The 22649-nt window shown below is 39.4% G+C and carries 18 protein-coding genes; 4 read left to right on the top strand and 14 right to left on the bottom strand.

Annotated features, from left to right (window positions below; genetic code table 11):
* Positions 1-70: 70 nt before the first annotated feature.
* The gene (locus F580_RS25025; protein ID WP_019029353.1) at positions 71-1780 is read right to left on the bottom strand and encodes a methyl-accepting chemotaxis protein; all 1710 of its coding nucleotides are present in this window, start codon (positions 1778-1780) and stop codon (positions 71-73) included.
* A gap of 495 nt (positions 1781-2275) precedes the next feature.
* Here F580_RS25025 and F580_RS0119075 point away from each other — a divergent pair, with 495 nt between their 5' ends.
* Both F580_RS0119075 and F580_RS0119070 read left to right on the top strand, forming a co-directional pair.
* Entirely contained in the window at positions 2276-3163 is an 888-nt protein-coding gene (locus F580_RS0119075) for an alpha/beta fold hydrolase (RefSeq protein WP_019029352.1), read from the top strand.
* A 240-nt stretch (positions 3164-3403) separates the two neighbouring features.
* Positions 3404-5407, top strand: coding sequence for a methyl-accepting chemotaxis protein (locus tag F580_RS0119070; RefSeq protein ID WP_019029351.1), 2004 nt, complete (start codon positions 3404-3406; stop codon positions 5405-5407).
* Positions 5408-5540: 133 nt separating this feature from the next.
* Here the strand turns inward: F580_RS0119070 and F580_RS25020 are convergent, their stop codons facing one another.
* The 10 genes from F580_RS25020 to F580_RS0119020 form a co-directional block, all read right to left on the bottom strand.
* Entirely contained in the window at positions 5541-5945 is a 405-nt protein-coding gene (locus tag F580_RS25020; RefSeq protein WP_019029350.1) for a DUF1294 domain-containing protein, read from the bottom strand.
* A 129-nt stretch (positions 5946-6074) separates the two neighbouring features.
* Entirely contained in the window at positions 6075-6725 is a 651-nt protein-coding gene (locus tag F580_RS0119060) for a hypothetical protein (protein WP_019029349.1), read from the bottom strand.
* A 107-nt stretch (positions 6726-6832) separates the two neighbouring features.
* A complete protein-coding gene (locus F580_RS0119055) occupies positions 6833-7531 on the bottom strand; it encodes an ABC transporter ATP-binding protein (RefSeq protein WP_019029348.1) in 699 nt (232 codons plus the stop codon).
* 68 nt (positions 7532-7599) lie between these two features.
* Positions 7600-10011: an ABC transporter permease gene (locus F580_RS0119050; protein WP_169338325.1), complete on the bottom strand. Its 2412-nt coding sequence runs from the start codon at positions 10009-10011 to the stop codon at positions 7600-7602.
* A 41-nt stretch (positions 10012-10052) separates the two neighbouring features.
* Entirely contained in the window at positions 10053-11300 is a 1248-nt protein-coding gene (locus tag F580_RS0119045; RefSeq protein WP_083927024.1) for an efflux RND transporter periplasmic adaptor subunit, read from the bottom strand.
* Between the two features lie 47 nt (positions 11301-11347).
* Entirely contained in the window at positions 11348-12190 is an 843-nt protein-coding gene (locus F580_RS0119040; protein WP_019029345.1) for a DUF2306 domain-containing protein, read from the bottom strand.
* 334 nt (positions 12191-12524) lie between these two features.
* Positions 12525-13421: a hypothetical protein gene (locus tag F580_RS0119035; protein ID WP_019029344.1), complete on the bottom strand. Its 897-nt coding sequence runs from the start codon at positions 13419-13421 to the stop codon at positions 12525-12527.
* A 130-nt stretch (positions 13422-13551) separates the two neighbouring features.
* Positions 13552-14841 carry a leucine-rich repeat-containing protein kinase family protein gene (locus tag F580_RS0119030; RefSeq protein WP_019029343.1) on the bottom strand — a complete coding sequence of 430 codons (1290 nt, stop codon included), beginning with the start codon at positions 14839-14841 and terminating at the stop codon, positions 13552-13554.
* A 184-nt stretch (positions 14842-15025) separates the two neighbouring features.
* Positions 15026-16549, bottom strand: a complete 1524-nt coding sequence (locus F580_RS0119025) for an aspartate ammonia-lyase (RefSeq protein ID WP_019029342.1) — start codon at positions 16547-16549, stop codon at positions 15026-15028.
* Positions 16550-16580: 31 nt separating this feature from the next.
* On the bottom strand, positions 16581-17477 hold the full coding sequence (locus F580_RS0119020; RefSeq protein WP_019029341.1) for a LysR family transcriptional regulator: 897 nt from the start codon (positions 17475-17477) through the stop codon (positions 16581-16583).
* Positions 17478-17854: 377 nt separating this feature from the next.
* Here F580_RS0119020 and F580_RS0119015 point away from each other — a divergent pair, with 377 nt between their 5' ends.
* The gene (locus F580_RS0119015) at positions 17855-18151 is read left to right on the top strand and encodes an InlB B-repeat-containing protein (protein WP_019029340.1); all 297 of its coding nucleotides are present in this window, start codon (positions 17855-17857) and stop codon (positions 18149-18151) included.
* 223 nt (positions 18152-18374) lie between these two features.
* Entirely contained in the window at positions 18375-19970 is a 1596-nt protein-coding gene (locus tag F580_RS25015) for a tetratricopeptide repeat-containing sulfotransferase family protein (protein WP_019029339.1), read from the top strand.
* 230 nt (positions 19971-20200) lie between these two features.
* Here F580_RS25015 and F580_RS0119005 read toward each other — a convergent pair whose 3' ends face one another.
* From F580_RS0119005 to F580_RS0118995, 3 genes are all read right to left on the bottom strand, one after another.
* A complete protein-coding gene (locus F580_RS0119005; protein WP_019029338.1) occupies positions 20201-21157 on the bottom strand; it encodes an aspartyl/asparaginyl beta-hydroxylase domain-containing protein in 957 nt (318 codons plus the stop codon).
* Positions 21154-22056, bottom strand: coding sequence for a sulfotransferase family protein (locus F580_RS25010; RefSeq protein WP_019029337.1), 903 nt, complete (start codon positions 22054-22056; stop codon positions 21154-21156). Before F580_RS25010 ends, F580_RS0119005 begins: the two co-directional genes overlap by 4 nt.
* Positions 22057-22173: 117 nt before the next feature.
* Positions 22174-22473, bottom strand: coding sequence for a hypothetical protein (locus tag F580_RS0118995; protein WP_019029336.1), 300 nt, complete (start codon positions 22471-22473; stop codon positions 22174-22176).
* Positions 22474-22649: the final 176 nt, after the last annotated feature.

Below are 22649 nucleotides of genomic sequence, written 5' to 3'. Positions count from 1 at the left end.
TAATACTCCCTATTTCTACATTCATTATATGGATCATTTCAGCAGTTGTGTTGGCATTAGATAATGTCTTCTAACATACCAATCTACTCGTTTTCATGGCTTTTACAGCATCATTTGAGGCACTTTGCAGTTTTCCAATCATGTTTTCTATGTTTTTAGTCGATTCTTGAGTTTTTGAAGCTAATGTTCTTACTTCATCGGCAACAACGGCGAAACCTCGTCCTTGCTCACCGGCTCTTGCCGCTTCAATGGCAGCATTAAGTGCCAGCAAGTTTGTTTGATCTGCAATACCTCGTATCACTTCGAGCACGGAGCCAATCTCATGTGAATCAGTTTCTAAGGTTTGAATCACTGTACTAGCACAACTAATTTCGCTATCTAATTCTCCTAGGTCACGAATCGTTTGTGTCAGTTTATTATTTGCTTCATTGGAAGAATTTTGTGCCAATTGCGCTGAAGTAGCGGCGTTGGTCGCACTTATTGCGACTTCATTAATACTCGTTGTCATTTCTTCTACTGCTGTGGCAACTTGTTCAATGCTTGATTGTTGTTGTGCTAAGCTTGTCGAAGATTGTAAACTTAATGCGCTAGTTTCTTCCGCTGAGCTTGCTAAGCTATTACTGTTGTCAATAATTTCGCTGACCACGGCTAAAAGATGATTAGTCATGTGTTTCATTGCCCCATAAACCCCCTGCATTTCACGATCAGTATCAAAACTTACCGTTAAATCCCCTTTAGCTATAGTCTCCGAGATGCTTTTCATTTCACTTGGCTCACCACCTAATGGCGTTATAATTGATTTGGTAATTGACAGAGCTACCGCAACTATCACCACAACAAAAAATAAGATAATCGTTAATATATTCCAATAAAGAGTCTGTATTGGCTGAAAAGCTTCAGCAACATCTATTTCAGATAATAAGCCCCAACGTATACCATCAAGTTCAATGGCCGTGTATGCCGATAAAACGGGATTACCATTATAGTCAGTAATTATTTTTTGCCCGGTCTTACCCTGAATGGCCAAATTAGCCGCTTGGGTGTCTACGCCATTGTTTTTCACGTTACCTGCAAAAGAAGCTGTTACTGAATGGCCTATTGGGTCAAGAAAAGAGTCTGAACGCATTAATAAATCACTACCAACAAGGTAACTTTCGCCCGTGTCGCCCATTCCGGCACGTTCTTGCATTACTGCATTTATTTTTTCAATCGATAATTGTAAAGCAATCACAACCGATACACCGGTGTTTGTGGTGATGGGTAAGGCGATGAAGCCCGCGGGGTCGTCGTTGCTAGGTGCATAACGACTAAAGTCAGATATGCCATAGGTATGTTTGTCTTGCACTCGCCTGAATAACTCACCTAAACCAGAATTTTGGTATTGGCCAGCCAGTAAATTAGTTTGGTAATCAGCTTCTTTTGTTACGGTATAAAAAATCCCACCGCTATCATCAATGATGAAAAAATCGTAATAGCCATAGGCATTAATAAAGGTTTCAAAGTATTGATGGTTGTTATGTGCCGAAGTGTTCAATGCATTTTTGGAACTGAAGTCTAATACCTTTTGAATAGTGGCACTAAGCACTTCGATATCGCCTTTTCGTTCAGCGAAATAAGCTTCTATTTGTGATTTTTTAATTTCTCTAACGGCAACCAATTGTGAAAACGCTTGCTTTTCAATGGTATTACTAGCGACATAAGTTGATATTGCCCCGACTAAGAGCATAGGTGTTAGTGCAATAGCTAAAAAGGTGATTAATAGTTTGATTTTTAATTTCATGATTCTATAAGTCCATTTAATAGAGGGCTGTAGAGTTTTAGGCGTATCGTAAAGTAAAATACGAGGCGTAGATATATAGGTGAATATTTGGGAAGGTCAAAACAGACAAGGTAAAAGTGTATTAATCATCAATGCTAATTCCTTGCACAAGATAACCAAAGCTGAGTGTACCGTTATGTAATAATTAGTGCTGTACATTAATGTAACAATAAATGTTGTAACATTAACGTTACGATTGGTGTGGCATTAATGTAACAATTAGTACTGTTATATTGGCATATATAATATGGCCAAGGTTGGTTGAATCATGCTGATGCTGATGCTGATGCTGTTGGTTATATAGCGAAATAACTTAAATATCCCTAGCCTATCCTCTATTTATCCTCTTGCGGGTATTACTAAGCGCCTTGTTGATATTTTATTTAACGAGTATGTTAATGTTAAGTGGTCAGACCTTTGATTGCGGTCAATAATTATAGAGGCTATAAGTAAGCAATGAAGCAACAGTCGTTATATATTCAAGGTGAAAATCACCAATTACACCTTCGTCATATCTCCAAAAACCCAGCGGGTACGCCGGTATTAATGATTCACGGAGCGATAGAGAATGGTTATATTTTTTACACTAAGAAAGGTAAAGGTTTAGCCTGCTATTTAGCTGAACAGGGCTTTGATGTGTATGTTGCTGACCTTCGTGGTCGCGGACAAAGTATACCAATAATCAATGCCAATTCTGACTTTGGTCAATTTGAAGCAATTACCCAAGATATTCCAATGCTTTTAGATTACATCGCTAAAAAAACCAATAAAGCTATGCATGTTGTTGCGCATTCATGGGGCGGTGTTTTAATGGCGAGTTGTTTAGCTCGTTATCCAGAACGTTTATCACAAGTATTAACTAAAACCTGTTTTGGAACAAAAAGGTCGGTATCGGTAAAAAGTGTAGAGAAGTTTTTAAAAGTGAATTTATTTTGGAATAACTTTGCTCTAAAGCTAGCAAATAAGCATGGTTTTTTAGATGCAAAAAGGTATGGCATAGGCTCAGATAATGAAACAAAAAAATCGCTTGCAGACAGTGTTGCTTGGGTTAAAAAAGGTGCTTGGATCGATCCCCATGATGGTTTTGATTATAACAAGGCCGCTAAAAATATAGTATGGCCGCCGTCTTGGCATTTTACCGGTGTAAAAGATAAAGTATTAGGGCATGAGCAAGATGTAAAAGCTTTTATTGCCGAGTCACATAATCATCAGGCTAAGTTTCATTTACTGTCAAAGAAAAATGGTAATGCCCTAGATTATGATCACATTAATATTCTGACTCACCCACAGGCCGTTACCGATCATTTCCCACTGTTGGCAGCATGGCTAAGCACTCATCAATAATTTTAATAAACTGTTGGCAAAGTATGCCACTACCCGGATATTATTCGCACCATTTTCATAGCAAAGTGCTTTAAGGCGGAATATTGCTACTCAGCGAGATTTAAAAGGCATAGAGGGGATATCGGTGCATAGCCAATTCATTCGTGCCGTGATACAGTTTTTATCTGCTCAAAATCAAAATTTTGATCTAAGATAATGAAAGCTAATACCTGTTCAACACCATCAAGCCGTAGGAAGTTCATGTTTAATTTTATAAGCCGTTCTATTATGCGTCAGTTAGTTGCTGGCATTTCAGGCGCAGTCGCGTTATTACTTATTATTACCTCCTTTTTTATTCTTTCTAATGTAAGTGATAATACTCGACAGCAAATCACCAGCTCAATTGAAGATATAGTTAAACTGCAATCGGCAGAAGTACGTGGATTTTTTGAAGCCAAAGGACAAATAGTCCACAGTGTTTTTGCCAGTCCGCAAGTTATCGACTGGTTTTCTACCTATGACCAACGACTTGCAAACATTGATAACAATAAACAATATCAACAAGTGACTGAATATTTCAATTTTTTCTCCACAGAAGATGCTGCCATTAAAAGTGTCTTTTTTGGTAGTGAAAATACTCATGAATATTTCGACTTAAATGGTCGTTATACTGACGCAGACTATTACACCAATCAAAGACCTTGGTGGACTAATGGTCTAAACCAAGGGCAGATGTATGTTACCGATCCTGCCGTGGATAATAATGATGGTTCAATTTCAGCGACCGTAACCGGCCCTTATTACTTACCTAATGGCAAACTATTGGGCATCGGTGGTATTGATATTTTAATTTCCACCATAGGTAAAGATTTACTCTCTAAAATTAAATACCAAGGCGAAGGTGAAGCTTTTTTAATGACAGATACCGGTAAATTGGTGTTTTTCCCTGGTTTTAATACTAGTTTCTCGCCAGGTGATTTGATGCAAGACATAGACGCTAAATTTAACCATGCGTCTGGCTTTACTCAATTACAGAACCTCGCCTTGAATAGCGCGTCAGGCATCGGCAGTGTTGAGTGGCAAGGTGAACCGTATAAAGTAGTCTTTAATCAGGTTAAGAGTGACTTTCCTAAAATGAACTGGAAGTTAGGTTTTATGGTGCCAGAAAAACTTATTTCTGACCCCGTGACTCAGGCTTTTTGGTCATCAAGTTTTATCGTTTTCATTATCATTGGCTTAATCGCCGTGGTTGTTTATGTGATGGTCTTACCGCTAACTAAACGGATCACTCGTTTACAGAACACCATGCATGATATCGCTGAAGGTGATGGTGATTTGACTAAGCGTATTGAGCCGCTTAAAAATGATGAAATTGGTCAATTAGTAACAGAATTCAATACCTTCATTGATAAAATTCAAGCTTTGGTGAAAGAAACCGTGGTGATTACTGCCGAAGTAGGGCAATCGACCACTATTGCTTCCTCTATCAGTAAGCAAACTATCGACATTATTGCCGAGCAAAAGCAAGAAATTGCTTTGGTTGCCACTTCGGCGAATGAATTAGCACAAAATAGTAGTGAAATATCTTATAACGCTAATTTATCGCAAGAGTTGGCCAATAATGCTGAAACTCAAGTGGCTCAAGGGGCGTCGGTGGTTAATCAAGCTACTGCCGGTATCAACAAGTTAGCTGAAAATATAAGTTCCGCAGCAATTGTGGTTAATAAGCTCAAAGAAGATAGCCAGAGTATTGGTGAAGTGTTGAGTGTGATTCGTGGTATTGCCGATCAAACTAATTTATTAGCCTTAAACGCTGCCATTGAAGCGGCACGAGCCGGTGAACAAGGCCGAGGTTTTGCTGTGGTTGCCGATGAAGTGAGAACCTTAGCCTCTCGTACACAAGAATCAACGGCGAGTATCGAAAAAATTATTGATGAACTACAAACGACAGCTTCAAAAGCGGTGACAGTGATGGAGAGTAGCCGAGCCGAAGCGCAGTCTAGTGTTGAATTGACTGAGCAAGTGCAGGGTGTATTAACTGAAATCACCGGTGTTATCACTAATATTAAAAGCCAAACACAAGAAATTGCCCTAGCGGTTACTCAGCAATCAGTCGTTGCCGAAGAGGTATCGAAAAACATCGAAAATGTCAGAGCGTTGACTGAAGATACTGTGCAAGGCGCCGCAGAAATGCGTGATGGTTTGCAGGGTTTGCAAACCTATTCGGAAAATCTGACTACAGTGGTTAATCAGTTCAAAGTTTAGCTAGTTTAGTTACCTAAACTTAACTTAAAAAAGCGTGTAGATATTCATCTGCACGCTTTTTTTATACCATTGTTAATGGCTAACACGCTATTTCAACAGCTTAAACACTTCACTGCTTTTATCTTGCTCCGTGTCAGCCGTATTCACTAGGAAAAAAAGTTAAAAATGATTGTGCTTGCGGTGTCATTAACCAAGTTAAGGCCACTGTATTGGCAATTACCGTCAGCCAAAAGGCCGCTCGAAATGGTACTTTTTTAGATTTATGTCTGAGTATTTCTTGGGCCACTGCCGCACCCGGCCAACCACCGATCAAGGCAAGTAAATGTAAGGTGTTTTCGGGTATTCGCCACTTGCCTCGCTTAGCTCTAGATTTATCTAAGGCATAAGCGAAAAAGCTAATAGTACTCGCTCCTAAGTAAAGCCATAAAATTTGCGGAGGCAGTTGGCCGTTAAAGTAGGCGACGGTTATTATTCCGATGAATATTATCGATAGATAAATGGACAACTTATTGATGTTCTTAGTCTTATTATTCTGCAATTTTTCACCTGAAAATGTTGCCTGCTCGACACAATACCGACCTAGGTTATCTGTTGTTACAGATAAAATTATAACGGTGTTAGTCTACAGGCTTTTTATTTTGTCGGTTATCAGCTTAACTGCCCTTTATTAATAGGATGGTTCTCGCTTTTTCCAATGGTTAAACGGCAAGCGCAACAGCCAGTAAAACATCATCAATAAAGGTAATAACAGTGTTAACCAAAGCAAACCTGTATCTACAATAAAATCAGGAAATATGTCTTGGTCTAAAAATGATAGAATGGCCATTATAAATGCGAAACACATGCGCCAAAGGTGGCGAGCTATACGATGAGAGCCGATAACCCCTCCTCGTATTAGCATCGTTAAATCCAAAGTTGCTGCAAAGGCCGCAAATGTTCCGAAGATAAAATATCCAGCTAATGGCAAGGTCCCTTCTAATACTTGGCCATTATAAGTGATATCCCAAGCCCATTTATAAAACGTAATGGCGACTATACTAATGCAAAAAAAGGCAGCATATTCGAATCGTCCAATTTTTCCGGCTTGACGTTTAACCGATGCCCAAGAAGTACTAGCAAAATATAGTGATAGCACTCCCATAATTGGAAAGTCGCCTAACTTAACTTCCAGATAAGCAGCACTCAACGATAAAGTGACCATGGCAATAAAAAATATATTACCGGCCTGTTTGTGAAGCTTTAGCCCTTTACCAGAAAATAAGGCAGTGAAACCACAGAGAAGTACTAAGACTCCGGCAATAATATGAAAAAACAACATAAAGTAGTCCTTGCTAATTTAGGCTTGAAATAGTTAGTTAGTTAGTTAGTTGGCTTGGGTCATCATTGGTCGTACTCTTAATGTAGTGATCAAATAGGCTTAGTCTTTTAGCACAAAACACCATCGTTTAACTGCACTATTCTTCGACTGCGTTTAGCAAATCTGGTGTCGTGGGTCACCATACAAATGGTGCGACCTTCTTCATTTAATTCATCAAATAAGTCCATAATGACACCCGCATTGACTGAGTCTAAATTACCCGTAGGTTCATCAGCCAGCAAAATAGAAGGGTCAACGACTAGGCTTCTGGCAACGGCAACACGCTGTTGCTGACCGCCGGAAAGTTGTGCAGGGTAAAATTTAGCTCGTTCGGCCATGTTTACTTTCTCTAATGAATGCATCGCTATTTCCATTCTTTCCGCTTTTTTCATTTTTCGATAGGACAAAGGTAAGGCGACATTTTCTAGTACGGTTAAATCCCCGATCAGATTAAATGCTTGAAAAATAAAGCCGATTTCTCGGTTACGAATTTCAGCTCTTTGATATACATCTAAATCATGTACGTGATGGCCATTTAACAAATACTGGCCACTGGTTGAGGTATCTAATAAGCCTAAAATAGAAAGCAAGGTTGATTTACCACAGCCAGAAGGGCCGGCTATGCTGATGTAATCACCAGCATTTATGGTTAAATTTACATCTTTAATGGCGCTGTTAATACCGGCATCGGTAGTAAAATCTTTTGTTAATGACTCTAGTATGATCAGCGGTTGTTCGCTTATGTTTTTGTTTGTATTAGTGTTCATGTTTTTTCCCATTTCCATAGCTATTGGAATAATTTTATTGTTAACTTATTCGCTCATATCGTTTTGATTTATTGCTCACGCAAAGCCTGATTCGGTTGAATCAGGGTGGCTTGTCTAGTTGGCATATATATAGCGAGTGCGGTCACCAGTAAAACCACTATGGCTGTCAGTAAGTAGATAGGTAAATTAAGTGACTCGGTTTCAAAAAGTACGCTAGCAAGCAGAGGTGAAACAAATGCCATGATCAACGCACCAATCACTAACCCTAGACCACATAAAAACAGACCTTGTAAGGCGAAGAGTGCTTGTATTCGATTAGGGTTTGCACCCAACGCTACGCGAATCCCTATTTCTTTGCTACGCTGACTAACGTTATAGGCGACCACGCCCACCACACCACTTAAGGTAATCAAAAAGGCTAATAAGGCAAAGATAGCTACCAATAAACCAACCAGCTTGGTGGAAGCCAAGGAATTATCTTTAATCAAGGTAAAGCTAGTAATACTGGCAATAGGCTGTCGAGGGTCAACGGCATGTATGATGTTGCTCAGCGCTGGCCTAATATCGGCTAGCGTCGCTTTGCTTTTGACCAATAGCTGTAATTCATAGTGCCAGCCGGATATCCAAGGCACATAAAAGGTCGGTTTAGGTGCTATTTTAATACCCATTTCACGCACATCATCAACCACGCCAATTATGGTGCGCCACGTTTTGCCGTTGTTCAGGGATATGCGCTTACCAACAGCCGTTTTCTGGTTAAAATGTTGTTGGGCAAAGCTTTGATTGATCAGGATAACGGCGGGGCTATCTTTATCATCGGTGTTACTAAAATAACGTCCTTGCAATAAGCCAATATTAAGTACTTGATGAAAGTTTGCCGATACCTCATTTTTTAATGCTTCTGGCCTTTCATCACTATGCGCGGGCGGTTGACCTTCTATTTGGAAAAAACGTCGTTTATCTCGAAAGTCTACTAGGGGTATTTGTGCAGCAAAAGCGACACTGTCTATTTCAGGCAGTGCTTGTAAACGTCTGACAGTATCTAAGGCAAACTGAGTCCTGTTTTCAGGGCTGGTTGATAAATCAACGGCAACTATATTGGTGGTATCAAAGCCGGTATCTTGCAGGCTTAACCGATACAGACTTAAACTGACCAAGCAAGCACTGGTTAAAATAATAAATGACAAACTAAACTGTGCCACCAGCAAACCTTGTCGTAAACGTATGCTGCTACCGCTGGCGGTGATATTGCCGCTGCCTTCTTTTAATGCTTCGTTAATATTGCGCTTTTGAAAGGCTGCCGTTGTGCCACTAATAACACCAGTAAACAATGACACCAAAAGACAAAAAGCTAAAACACTGCCATTGATTTTTACTTCACTGGCTAGGGGAGTATAAAGAGCAGCAAAGTCAGATAATAAACCAACACTCATAAAGGCCAGTAATAAACCGAGTAAGCCGCCAGCCAACGATAATAGGATACTTTCCGTTAATAGTTGTTTGGCAATACGTCTTGGATCAGCGCCCAACGCTTCACGAATCGCTAATTCCTGCTTACGCGCTGCGGTACGTGCCAGGTTTAGATTAGCTACATTGGCACAGGCAATAAGTAATACCAGTGCGGTAATGCCCATCAATAAATAAAACGTCGGTCCTGAATCCCCGGCCATATCAACACGCATAGGGGTAAGGGTATTACTTAAACCTTGGCTTTGCGGGTAATCATCGGGATATTCTGACGCTAATTGGCTTGCGATAGTATTGAATTCAAGGCTGGCAGTTTGCAAGCTGACACCGGGTTTGAGCTTACCGTACAAGTTTGAAATAGGTCTTGAGCGGTTACCAATAAACATATCGCTGCCTCTGCCACCACAGGAGGATGAACCCATCCAGATATCATTTTTAAAAGGGTAGGCTGGCAATGGCGGTAAGACACCAATAACCTGAATGACAGCGTCATTCATTTCCAAGTTCATACCAATGACATCAGGATTACTGCCAAATTTTTCTCGCCAATAATGATGGGATAAAACAATAAGTGCTTTGGCGCCAGGTTCATCTTCTCCCGGTAAGAAAGTTCGCCCCAAAATAGGTCGAATGCCCAGCATTTCAAAAAAGTTCCAACTGACCACGCCACCTTCTACATTAGCGGCATCACCATAACCAAATAGGGTAAAGGCCATTTGGTGATATTCAACAAGGTGCTCTAGGCTTTTATTTTTATTGATATAGTCTAAGGCCGTAGGCACAGACACAGTGACATCAAAGCGGTCTATTTTCGGGTTATTGGTTTTAACCTTAATGAGCTGCTCGCCATCGGCAAAGGGCAGCGGCGCTAAAAGCACATTATGTACCATGCTAAAGATTGCCGCATTGGCACCTATGCCTAAAGCTAAGGTGATCACTATCAGTGCACAAACCGCGGGAGTTTTTACGAAACTGCGCCAAGCAACTTGAATGTCTTCTATCAGTGTTTGCATTAAAGCTTTATCCTTATTCATTTGGTTATAGCATTTGCCGGCTAACGTAACGCTATCTTGGTAAGTTTATGGTATTTATTGGTTGAAGACACTATCACCTGATCGCCTAGCTTTAACTCAGACAATATTTCGATAACATCAACGGAGCTGCGGCCAAAGTTTACTTGTTTCCGCTCTGCCATGTTTTGTGCTTTATTAAGCACAAATAGACTGCTTGTTGAATATTCTTGGCTGAATACTGGCCGCGTTATTTTTAAGACACCCTTTAGATGTTCTAATTCAATCACCCCGTCGATACGTAAATCTGGACGAGCACCGGCTAAGGCCTGATCGGTAAAGTACACATCGACTATCACCACGCCTTGTTTTACTGAGGGATTGATCCGTTTGACTACACCCTTAGCTGATTTACCGCCGGCAGATAAGACCACTGTTTGTCCCTTGAGTACTTCTTTCACCTGACTCTCCTGCACCCGCAATTGTGCTTTCAAATTACCTTGTTCAGCAATACGTGCGAGCACAGTGCCAACTTTAAAGGGCTCTCCCTCACGTAAGTTTACCTCCTGTAATATGCCAGCACGTGTGGCTTTAACGTAAAGATCATCGGCTAATTTTTCTTGTAATAATAACTGCCGAGTGGCTTTGTTAGTTTTAGCTTGCGCCGCGGCTAATTCTGCTTGCCTGAGTTTGGGTAAGCTATCCAATAACTCTAATTCTAATTTATGCTGAAATTGCAGCTGTTGCTCAAGTAACAATGATTCATCGTAAGCAATGCTTGATACTGCGCCGGTATTTAATAGTTTCTGATTGGCTTCTCTGCGCAATTTAGTCACCTGATAACGGGCGCTATAATCAGCAACGACAATACGCTGCTTGAGATTCGATTGTTGCCAGCGGTGTTGCAGCGAGTTATAAGCCGATTGTAATACTTCAACCTCAAGCTTGGCTTCATCAACGGCCTGGCTCAGTTGCGGATTTTCTAACACCATGATAACTGTGCCAATCTCAACAGCATCGCTGGCTTCAAGTATTATTTCTTTTACTCGACCGTTAGACGTAGCCGAAATAAAGTTCAACGCGATTGGCACTAGTGTACCTGGCGCCCGCACTTCTCTAATTAAATCGCCTTTTTCTACCTGGGCAATAATCAGCTCTGCTCGGTCAACTTCGACCTCAGTATTACTGTTACTGATGCGACTCCAAGCCAAGGCCAATAGACCAAGGCAGATGAATACCACTATCTTGATAGTCGAGGGGAATCGTGTTGATTTCTTTTCTGGAATTCTCATAACTACTCACTTTAATTCGTTTGTTATTAGTCACTTCGCTTACCAGGTTACCCATTTAATACATTTGCGATACGCGGTAACCACATGCCCATAGCGGCTATAAATATGCCGACAGCCATGGCACCAGTTAGTATTAACAGACCCGTTGTCATGGCGACTTTGCCAAAAGTGTCGCTTTTGTCTTTGGCCCACACATAAAGTTCGAAGACAAATAGCGGCAGTAGGTAGGTCGAAAAAGAGAGAAAAGTCAAAAATGGTCCCGAAAATGTTGCCATATCAAAACCTACCGGTCCGCCATGGATAAACATCCACAACATTAAACCGATACGATAAAACCACACACCACTGACTACCAAGAACAAGCGAATGGCCCAGCGACGGTGAATATTAATTTTTCTGGCAATGGCATACCGCACCGTCTGCACGACAAATACTAGGATTAATAAGGCGTTGATTGCCAGACTGACATGCGTAATAAATGCGCCAACAGCACCTCGAGTGAGCATCATAAAAAGACCACCAAGGGCCATAATGAACGCGGCCATCATGTACACTCGGCCATTTATCCGATGAAACTTAGGAAAGCGATTACGAACTTGAGGTAAAAGCTGCAAGGGTCCACCAAGGGTAATAATGGCAGCAAACATAACATGTGAAGCAACGGCAATATTGCCAACGATGTCACCGGCAACATAACCTCGGGGGAAGACGCTATTCCACAGTTCAAAATTACCTGTTATTGCGGATGTGCCATAAAAAGTAATAATGTAAAAGGCGAAGATAAATTGGCCAATAAATGCGACCAGAAACCAAAACTTTCCTACTCCCGTTAAGACTTTATCAGCCGAAATATTCAAATCTCTGGTGTTAGTTAATATTGCTTCATTCATCTTGTTCTCCTCAGTGCACCGATAATTTTTATCAAGTTGCTGATTTCATTTGATGCTTACTATAAGGACAATAAACCGGCTAAATAAGGCCCAATGTGTGCCAATAAATGAATTAGTTGTACTTTTTTTGGTTAACTTTGGGCAATGAAAGACTGTTTTTTATACAATAAAGTGCTGAAAAGGCCAATTGTGTGTCAATTTTTAGGTGTTTTCGCTGTTATTTTGTACTAGAGAGGTGAAAAGCCAACAAAAGAGATTATTGAGGGTGAAGATAAGTATTTAATGGGATTTTCTAGGATAAAAGTAATTAATGAGTAAAAAATCTATTGGTAAACTAGTTTAAGGCCGCTTTAATTTTGCTCTGGTAAGCAGAAATCTCTGCGCTAAGTTGCCGGTTTTCTTTGTTTGAATATAACAATATTTTACTCGCAGTGTGGAAGTACAACTCAGCAGCGAGGTAATTGTTATTGCGTAATGCTCTTTTACCTAATTCAATATTGAGGGTTATTTTATTACTGATTCTACGTTGATCTAATTGTTCAGAAAGGAAGGTAATATAATTTTGAGAAGCGCCGAAATCTGCGCTAGATTCTACTCTTGTTGGTCGATTATTTTCCGCTTTTAATTCGGCTAAGGCATTATGTAGTAACTTACTATAATGACAAGGGTCAGCCTCATCATCTTGTGAATAATCCCCTAGTGAGGATGCAAAACCAGTCCAGCATTTGTTGTCATTGCTGGTGGTTTTTGAACTTGTTACCGGGGCGAACCAGTGAGCTAGGTTATTAAGATTAAAAATAAGCCAAACCAAGCCAAAAAATATCAGGGTAGCGGCTATCATTAGCGGTTTTTTGTTGGATCTTTTACTAGAATAATTCTCTATCGCTAATGTTCTTTTTGTGACTTGAGCAAGCCTTAAGGCAGACTTTTCTGCTATGTCATCTTGATGTTTAGTGTTTTGCAGTGATAAATCAAAACAATGCTGGCGAAACTCTTCCTCAGTAAAACTCAGTGTTTCAGCAGTTAAATTGAAAAGCTTAAGGATTTTAGTGACGTGCCTATCAGGTACCACTGGGTATCTAGGGTTACCTAGTCTATCTCTAGTGGCAAACCAGCGCGTTAGCGAAGTGGGATCTAAGGCTAAATGTGCAGCAAGCTGCTTACGGGTCTTAATCTCAGGATTTAGACCACTACGCAAAAGGGTATTTAGTTTAGTTTTATCTATTCTCACAAGCACTGCCGAGCGGTTAACGCCACAATAATTAGAGCGCTTTAATAATTTATCTTAAAAAGTATATAGTTAATTAATGTCCGGCGAAAGTACAGTCTGCTCTGGTAGTGATAATGCTTTTTCGGCGGAGTTAAATGTACTTTAAGTTTTCGATGTTATTTATCTTCGCCTTCAACAATTTAAACGCTTCACTTGTTCTATCTTGCAAAGCACAGACAGTTAATAAATCGTCAATAAAATGATTTAGTGCTCGGTGCTCAACTTGTTGCACTTTTATTTGCTGTGTTGGAGTTAGCATTTGGTAACTTGTCGCTGCACCAAAATCGCCAAAAATGATGTTACCTTGGTCATCAAACAAAGTATTATGGGCATATAAATCGCCATGACAGACTTTAGCGTTATGCATATGGCTAAAAACATCTTGCATTTGTTTTACTATTTTATCGATAATCGCAATAGGTAAACTAAAGCCCTTAGGGAAGGTGTCGCGAGTACAGCTGTTAAAACAAGGGGGTAATCCTAGGTTTTTATAATGTGCAGGAATTAAATTCATGATCAGTGCTAGGTACTTACCTCCAGGGTTTAAGTCTTCTTTTACCTGCGCTAACGATTGTACTAAATTTGGGTGACTACCTACCTGTAAACACGCTTGTAATTCATCTTCTGGATAACCATCACTGGTCACTTCACCCTTGAATACCTTAACGGCAATGTCAGCTGGAAATTGTGATTGTGGCATTTTCCAATGTGCTTTTGAAATCACCCCAGAAGCGCCTTGCCCTAGGACATGCTCTAAAGTGTAATCTGTAGAAGATAGCTCAGGTACATACTTTTTAGCGCTCAGCGTGTTGTCGGTGACTTTAGAAAATGGATTACCGGCAAAAGCCAACCATGCTAGTTTAGGTAAATTTAATAACTGCTCAGGACATTCGCTTAACTCATTCGCTGAGATTCGTATCAGTTCAAGATTATGTGCTTGCGCTAATGTTTTTGGTAATTGCGTTAGGCGATTACCGGCTAAGGCAAGTTTTTGTAATCTCGGTCGTTCGCCCAAGGAGTCTGGCAAGGTTGTAATTTTATTATCGGTTAAAATTAACCAACGTAATTTTGCGGGTAGTGAGTTTGCCGCGACTTCTTTTATTTGGTTAGATTTAAAACCCACCATTTCTAATCTAGGTAATTTCCCTAAAACTTCGGGCAGGTGTCTGAATTTATTTTGCGAAGCGAAAATTATCTTTAACTTAGTTAGCTGCACTAGCTCTTCGGGTAGTGAAGATAAGTTATTACTCGACAAATCTAGAATTTCCAAACTGTCAGCCAAGGTTAATATTTCTAGTGGAAATTCAGTTAGATTTTCAGATAGTTTTAACTGATTAATGCCGTTGAGTTCGCCAGAGCGAAGCTGAGCAAGAGTATGCAAAATAAAGCGTCCGTAAGATAATGAAAAACGGCGCTAGTTTACTAGAAAAATGCTGATAAATCTTCGGCAATCTAATTTTACCGTGTTTAAATAAGGTTTAAAGAACGAGAGTCAGCGGCAATATTGTTCACTACACGCTGACCCTCTTTTATCTACTACCATGAAGCGAAGTTATTAGCTAAGGTTACCCGCTCGGCTGAGTCATTTTTTCTGCTTGTAATATGTCAGAGAGTTGTTCATCGGTTAATAATTTTTGTGCTTTTATTAAGGTGATGATTGAAGCACCGCTAGTTAGCGCTTCTTTGGCTATTTTAGTCGATGTTTCATAACCCAAGTATGGATTAAGCGCAGTCACTAACCCTAAGCTGTTATCGAGTAATTCTTTACAGCGTTTTTCATTGGCTTTAATGCCGGTCACACATAAGAAGTTAAACATATTAACGGCATTGGTTAGCAAGTTTTGTGAATCAAGCAAGTTCACCGCAATTAATGGTTCCATAGCATTTAATTGTAACTGGCCCGCTTCCGCTGCCATGGTAATCGCCATATCGTTACCTATTACTTGATAAGCACATTGGCTAACGGCTTCAGGAATTACCGGATTAATTTTACCGGGCATAATTGAGCTACCAGGTTGACGCGCAGGTAGGCTGATTTCACTTAAACCGGCTCTTGGCCCCATGCTTAATAATCTAAGGTCATTAGCAATTTTTGATAATTTCAATGCTAAACGTTTTAATGTTGCTGAGTAAATAACAAAGGCGCCCATGTCTGAACTGGCTTCAATTAAATCTTCTGCTTCGGAAAACTCAATACCGGTTAGCTCAGATAATTTATTAATGGCGATAGTGCCATAGCCTTTTTTAGTATTGATGCCAGTGCCAACAGCTGTACCACCTAAGTTGATTTCTGTTAGTAGTTTACCGGTGTTTTTTATTAGTTTGATATCTTCTCTAAGGGTGGAAGCAAAGCCTTTAAATTCTTGACCTAAGGTCATAGGTACAGCATCTTGCAGCTGAGTTCGGGCTAATTTTAATATACCTGAGAACTCTTTAGATTTATGGGTAAAGCTTGCTACCAATTGCTCGACTGCAGTTAATAACGACTCTTGATTAAGTAATACCGCTAAACGTACCGAACTTGGGTAAACATCGTTGGTTGATTGCGACATATTTACATCGGTATTTGGATGTAAATATTGGTATTGGCCTTTTTCATGCCCTAGTAGCTCTAGGCTGATATTTGCCAGTACTTCATTAATATTCATATTGCTTGAAGTACCTGCACCACCTTGAATCATGTCAATATCAAAGCTGTTATTAAATCGGCCGGTGTTAACTTCTTCAGCCGCTTTGATAATACTATTCGCTTTAACTGCATCTAACGAGTTTTGTTGTAAATTAGCCGTTGCACAAGCAGATTTAACCAATGCCAAGGCATTGATCAGTTCAGGATAGTGAGTTAATTTTTTACCGGATAACTTAAAGTTATTTACCGCACGCTGCGTCTGAATTCCGTGGTAGCTCTCTTGAGGGATTTCCATAGTGCCGAGTAAATCTTTTTCTATACGATAAATCGTCGTTGGACTGAATGAAGTGATGCTAGCTGACATGATTTTTACGGGTTGATGAATAGTGGCGCTAAGGTAATAATTCCCAGTACTTATTACCAATGCCGATTTAACTGAGTGGTTATGCAAGTTATGCATAATGACAGTTTAGGCTGCTAATCCCCTGGACTTACAAGTTGAGGTTATTGAAATGTAACCATACTTTTTCTTGAAACGAATGGTTGTTATGCGTTTTTTTAGCGCGGTATAACCTTAATGATAATTCGGGTTGCCATTGCTTATCGCCGGCTACCACTAATTGTTGGCTGGCTAATTCTGTCGCTAAGCTAAATTCAGGGATCCAAGCAACGCCTAAACCTTTTAACGCCATCATTTTTAAGCTATCAGCCATGGGCGACATTAGCCTTTTATTAAAGTTAACTTGTTGGCCTTTTGCTTTAAGTAATTTACTGACCACACGGTCGAGGTAAATATTTTCTTGGTAAGCCAAATACGGTACATCACCTTTTGGTTGTGATAATTGATAGATAGGCTCACCCTGTTCGTTTGCCAGACAAACAGGTAATAACTTCACTTTGCTTAATAAAATAGAGTCATGGTGAAAGGCATCGAGCAAAGGATCGCTAAAGGCTAATAAATAATCACAATGCTTATGTTTAAGTAAATTCGCGCAATCGTCGGCATCGGCAATTTTAAGTTGCGTATCGACAGTGAACTCCAGTTTATTGAGGTGCTCAACAATGGATGGAAAAACACCAATTGATAAGGTGTGGGTTGCAGAAAACACTAATGGTGTGCGTAAGTTTTGCTGTTGTAATTCGGCACTGAGTAAGTCGAGCTCAATCAGTAAGTTTTCGGCGCGCTTTAAAAATATCTCACCGGATAGGGTCAATTGCAACGGTTGGTGTAAACGATTGACCACTTTGCAGTTAAGTTTACTCTCGAGTGCTTTAATTCTGCGGCTAAAGGCGGGTTGGCTTACATGTCTAATTGCCGCTGCTTTTGAAAAATTACGGGTTTGTGCTAACACGACAAAATCTTTTAGCCATTTAGTTTCTATATTCATCTTGCCACTTTCACCAGAGATTCGTACTTACTTTTTGTTATTAATAACGAGTTTTGTGTCGTCGTTTTAAGTTTCTATAATACCTAATTTATCAGCAGAAATAATGCTTTTATCCTGCTCTACATCAGGTAAATAGGTAAAAAAGACTAATAAATGATATTGGCTAGACAAAATAGACTGATAAACGATTTCTTTAATCTTGTTTATTTCCTCGCAATTTTCAACACTGGTTTTGGTTGATAAATCATCAGTGTTACCGCTTTGGTATTCATTTGTTAGCAGCAGAATTTAAGATACTTCAATTGCAATTTTATTGCTATCAACGACAACTTTAGCTTTTGCAATAATTCTCATTGAACAAGATAGAGAGCATAAAAATGAATAAAAAAATAACAGCAATAAAAGGTAAGTTTACTACACCGCTATTCTGCATGTTTGTAGCAGGTAATTTAGTAGGTTGTGAGGTTGATAAGGAAGAGCCAACATTTGATGTCGATAGCTTCAAAGTTAGCACCAATGTTGGTGACGGAGGAAACGCGAGCATCGATTCTATGCTGGTCACTGAAGGTGAAAGTGTGGCAATCACAGTAACACCCAATGATGGCTATGAATTAGAAGGGATATCAGGTTGTGAAGGTCGTTTTGTTTACCTTGGTGCACAAATTAAGTTTTAGTGAGTTAACTAAGACTTAGTTAGCGATACTAATTAATTGCCTTTAATGGAAATATAACGGTGCCTTAGGGCGCCGTTTTTTATGGTGAAAGCTTGAGCTATTTTAACAAGCTGGCGATTTATCATGGCTTTGTACGCACTTTAGATAAATTTTTGTTGCTTAGCATAACCACGTAAAATACTATTATTTCCCAAGTGAACCTTGTCAACTCTAAGAAGCTAAAATGAAGTCTGCGTCAGCTGAACTATCTCAAAGTGATAAAAACCTAATAATTCAATGCAAAAATCTATTTTCCAATAACAAAATATTAGAGGCTAGGCAAAAGGTTTCGGTCTTATTAAAGACCCTGACCCATAATAAAGCGCTATTAGAACTTGCCTTTAACATAGAGCTTAGATGCCAAGATTTTGCCAAGGCTGGTGTATTTCTTGATTTATTATCTGCCGATATAGCTTCAAAAAAAGAGCAGCACTTATTATTAATTTCATTGCTTGAGGCACAAGAAGAACACTTCAAATTACTCGCGCAAATAGAGTTATATATAAAACAATACGATGGTGATGTAGCAATGCGCTTTAAGCACGGCATCGTTGCGATGGCCGCAGGAAAAATCGAACTTGCCGAGCAATCATTTTTAACCTGTATAAGTCATCATCATGAGTTGCCACATTTATCATTAAATTTAGGTCATATTTATAAAGCGAAAGGCGACAGTAGTAAGGCGGTGAGCTACTATCGACAGTTTGTCAGTGAAACGCCAGCACAATGTGGTGTCGGTTACTGGAGTCTGGCCGATTTGAAAGATTTTTCTTTTCTAGCCGAAGACAAAGCCAAAATGGAGCAGTTGTTAGCTGACGAAGGTATCAATATTGGTAATAAAGCGCTGTTAAACTTTGCTCTCGCCAGAGCGTGTGAGCAGCAACAAGACTTTGCTTTAGCCTTTAAAAAAATGTCAGCGGCAAATAATACCTTTGCTCGCTATCGCCCTTTTAAGCAGGAATTGTTCGCCGGTTTGGTGAATAGCATGATAAGGGGCATTGATAATACCTTTACCAAAACCTTAGCCTGTGAAAACTTCACCCCTATCTTTATCGTTGGCATGCCACGTTCTGGCACTACCTTGGTTGAACAAATATTAGCGAGTCACTCCAAAGTGGTGGCTACCGATGAGTTGCAATATATTGAACGTATCGGACTTGAGTTAGAGAAATCAGGTGGTTACGTTACGCAATTAAAAGCACTTAGCAATGAAAAAAGACAAGAGTACTCACAAAGTTACTGTAATCAAGTACAACAATATTTTACTGACTATCAACCTATTGTGATTGATAAAAACCCTAATAACTTTTTGCATATTGGTTTAATCAAAGCGCTATTCCCGAATGCAAAAATTATTAATGTTATCCGCAACCCATTAGATAATGGCTTAAGTGTTTTTAAACAATACTTTAGCCGTGGTCATGAGTATTCTTATTCGATGGAAGGCATTATGGGTTATTGGCAAGGTTACCTTGCGCTGATGCATCATTGGAAAAAAACCTTTGGCCAAGATATTTATCACCTAAGTTATGAAGGCTTAACCGAAAATCCTGAAACTGAGATCAGAAAGCTACTCAATTATTGTCAATTAACGTTTGAAGCAGATTGCTTGACCTTTTATAAGTCTGATCGCGTGGTACTAACCCCGAGTGTTAGTCAGGTGAAACAACCGATTAATAGACGTTCGGTTAATTCTTGGCAGAAATATGAGCAAGGTATGACCCCATTTTTACCAAGATTTGAGAGTATTATTAAACAAGCGAATGCCTTGCTAGATTAAATAACCTGAGTTCTGGATAAGCAATATTACACAACAAAGCTATTTTAACCGCTATCAGCGTTATTTCTCCTACCAATAGCCAGCTATTGGGTACGTAAAAATGCCTTGATAACGACTAAACTAACATCATTGTGTATAACGTGTAATTTACTACCTAAATTTCATAGTGTTATAACATTCATTAACCAGAGTTCAGGTTAAATAGAAAACCGTTTAAGCGAGCGGGGCTGTTACCTTCCTGTTGGCGGGGTGAGAGCGGGGACTATAATACAATGAGCCAACATATCTAATGCGCTACTGTCGTTAGATATTTTTAATTGTGAGGCTACCACTTTAGCCTGATGAAAAGTACCATCCCTACATTGATGATAATGCGGCCAACCAACTTTCTCATTGCCATAGAGTGACCACAACCTTCGCCAATTTTGGCTAAAACCGTGTAAAATATCAATCAGCCTATGTGTATTAGCGCTATCATTTGAAGAGACTTGTTGTACTTCGTCGGTTAATTCATTCAGCATAAAGTCTAATTCGCCAGGGCTCATTACGATTGGATTGTTATACTTCTCCATTAGTGTCTGACTTTTACTTGCGGGCGTATAAGCTAAGCTTTTGATGGGCTCTTCAGCTTGACTGTGCCATGGGACAAATGCTTTATTGATCATTTGCCAAAACTGGCTAGAGCCAAACGTATCTATGACTAGGTGAACTCTATCTTTGCTTGAGTTATTAACCACTCGGTGCTGCTTCCAGGTATCAAAAATCCAACACTCGCCCTCAGCCATATGAACAGCTTTATCGCCGCAATGAAAGATAACATCAGCATCAGTGATTATTGGGATATGGATTCTTACCCGTTTATACCAGTGATAATTGACATCTGAATGCAAGGGTACTTCAAAGCTAGCATCTAATTTCATTAATCGAGAACGGCCGAAAACTTCATCAAAAGAGGCAATAACTTGTTGTAGATATTTGCTCTGCTTTAATGCGCTCGTTGCTAACATTTCGCCAGTAAAGTCATTATTTATTTCACCATTAACGCTGATCAACGGAATAGCACTATTGCCTTTGAAACCTTCGTGGTGCTGATGCCAATCATTGGCGGAAAAAAGGGCAACTTCTTCTTGTAGTTTAGCGACATCAAAACTTAGGGGTAATTTGAAAAATTCATGGGCTAGTTTCATATAATATTATCTACTTGGTAATCACTAAAGTTTGTTAGGTTAGCGTTAAGTTGGTTAATTAGTGGCGTTAATTGCGGCATGTGAGGTGCTAATAAGGCTTTGTTTTTTTGCCATTTATCTGCTTTAGGCTTGGTCAGTGTATATTGAGAATAAGGTAGAGGTTTATTGCAGTACTGTTGTAATTCAGGGTCAAATTCAATACCAATAAAGTGACATAATTTACTAATTACGGCGCCAGTATTATCCAGAAAATCTTGATAATTAATGGTGTATTGTCTATTTTCGGGGATGTGTTTAAGGTCATTGATAATGGCTTGATTTGCTGTTTGCCATTGAAAAGTTGCAATCTCTTCTACAGGCTTGCCTTTTAACGCCTCCCATTTTGGCGGTAAAAGGTAAGACCATTGATTATTAAAACCCGGCAAATGCGGGTAAGTTATAAAATGACCAGAACGCCAACCTTCAATAATACTACTGATGTTATCTTTAGGATCTCGTATCAAATGAACAAAAATTGCATCAGGAAAAACTTTATTCAAGAAGCGAATTCGCAATGAATTTTTGGGTGTTTTCTCTAAAAACCTGATCGGTTTAAGTTGTTGTTCATCATATGCTTGGTTGTTGCTATCGCGCAATTGTTGTTGAAAACGTTCTCGTAGCACTTCAATTGCTCGAGTTGTGCCATCATTTTCGGTTAATTCATTAGAAATTGAGCCATTGTAGATAGTGCTGAATTCAGGGATTTCTTCAATGATGGCATGGCTTTCACCACCTACAGTCCATAAGTCTTTTGCTTTGCCCAGTGTTTCATAAAATAAGGTACTACCAGAGCGAGGGCTGGCTAATACAATGATTGGGCGATCGAAAGCGTTTACTTCAGTATGACTAGATGATTTCAAAACAGACTCAACAAAGGGAATTTGATAAATATTAAAATATATAAATAACCATTGCCAATAAAAGCGTCAATTAAATTTTTGCCAAGGTAAAATTACACCGGTTGAAGAAGGTTAATCCTATTGATAGTTAGGGTGTAATTTTAAATAGTCACACCAAACACTGAAGTGGGTATGATTAAAGCGGATGTCAGTAGCGACGTACCATTTAGAGACTTCGATGGCTTTAAGGCGAAACAGAATTTTATGACCGTCAATGGCGACATGACAGATTAAGTTTTCCATGGTGGCATTGCTAACTTGTATTTCAGCAAAACCTTTAATATTACGTTGATGTTTTACCGCTATTTTAGGCATGGCTAGACTATTAAGCGAAAATAACAGCACCATGAAAAAAGCAAATATTTTATAGAACATCATGCTTTTTTATCCCTTTTAGCAAATAATATTCAGTTTAGCATTGAAAGCGAATTAAGTGTCTCCATAACTTATAACAACGCAGTAATTACATGCTAGTTATCCCAAGCGGGTAAAATATAGTTCAATTACAATAATTATAAAAATATGCTCTACGACAGCATTTACAAGAGACAATA

Origin of the sequence: Colwellia piezophila ATCC BAA-637 (assembly GCF_000378625.1) — a bacterium.
GTDB classification, from domain to species: domain Bacteria; phylum Pseudomonadota; class Gammaproteobacteria; order Enterobacterales; family Alteromonadaceae; genus Colwellia; species Colwellia piezophila.
Note: the sequence above shows the minus strand (reverse complement) of the source record. Positions and strands in the feature narration are given on the sequence as shown.

Bases quoted from the DNA above. Each gene is read 5' to 3' on its own strand.
- F580_RS25025 (WP_019029353.1), bottom strand. From the start codon at position 1,780: ATGAAATTAAAAATCAAACTATTAATCACCTTTTTAGCTATTGCACTA.
- F580_RS0119025 (WP_019029342.1), bottom strand. From the start codon at position 16,549: ATGCATAACTTGCATAACCACTCAGTTAAATCGGCATTGGTAATAAGT.
- F580_RS0119015 (WP_019029340.1), top strand. From the start codon at position 17,855: ATGAATAAAAAAATAACAGCAATAAAAGGTAAGTTTACTACACCGCTA.
- F580_RS0119005 (WP_019029338.1), bottom strand. From the start codon at position 21,157: ATGAAACTAGCCCATGAATTTTTCAAATTACCCCTAAGTTTTGATGTC.
- F580_RS0119050 (WP_169338325.1), bottom strand. From the start codon at position 10,011: ATGCAAACACTGATAGAAGACATTCAAGTTGCTTGGCGCAGTTTCGTA.
- F580_RS0119070 (WP_019029351.1), top strand. From the start codon at position 3,404: ATGTTTAATTTTATAAGCCGTTCTATTATGCGTCAGTTAGTTGCTGGC.
- F580_RS0118995 (WP_019029336.1), bottom strand. From the start codon at position 22,473: ATGATGTTCTATAAAATATTTGCTTTTTTCATGGTGCTGTTATTTTCG.
- F580_RS0119075 (WP_019029352.1), top strand. From the start codon at position 2,276: ATGAAGCAACAGTCGTTATATATTCAAGGTGAAAATCACCAATTACAC.
- F580_RS0119060 (WP_019029349.1), bottom strand. From the start codon at position 6,725: ATGTTGTTTTTTCATATTATTGCCGGAGTCTTAGTACTTCTCTGTGGT.
- F580_RS0119020 (WP_019029341.1), bottom strand. From the start codon at position 17,477: ATGAATATAGAAACTAAATGGCTAAAAGATTTTGTCGTGTTAGCACAA.
- F580_RS0119040 (WP_019029345.1), bottom strand. From the start codon at position 12,190: ATGAATGAAGCAATATTAACTAACACCAGAGATTTGAATATTTCGGCT.
- F580_RS0119055 (WP_019029348.1), bottom strand. From the start codon at position 7,531: ATGAACACTAATACAAACAAAAACATAAGCGAACAACCGCTGATCATA.
- F580_RS25015 (WP_019029339.1), top strand. From the start codon at position 18,375: ATGAAGTCTGCGTCAGCTGAACTATCTCAAAGTGATAAAAACCTAATA.
- F580_RS0119045 (WP_083927024.1), bottom strand. From the start codon at position 11,300: ATGAGAATTCCAGAAAAGAAATCAACACGATTCCCCTCGACTATCAAG.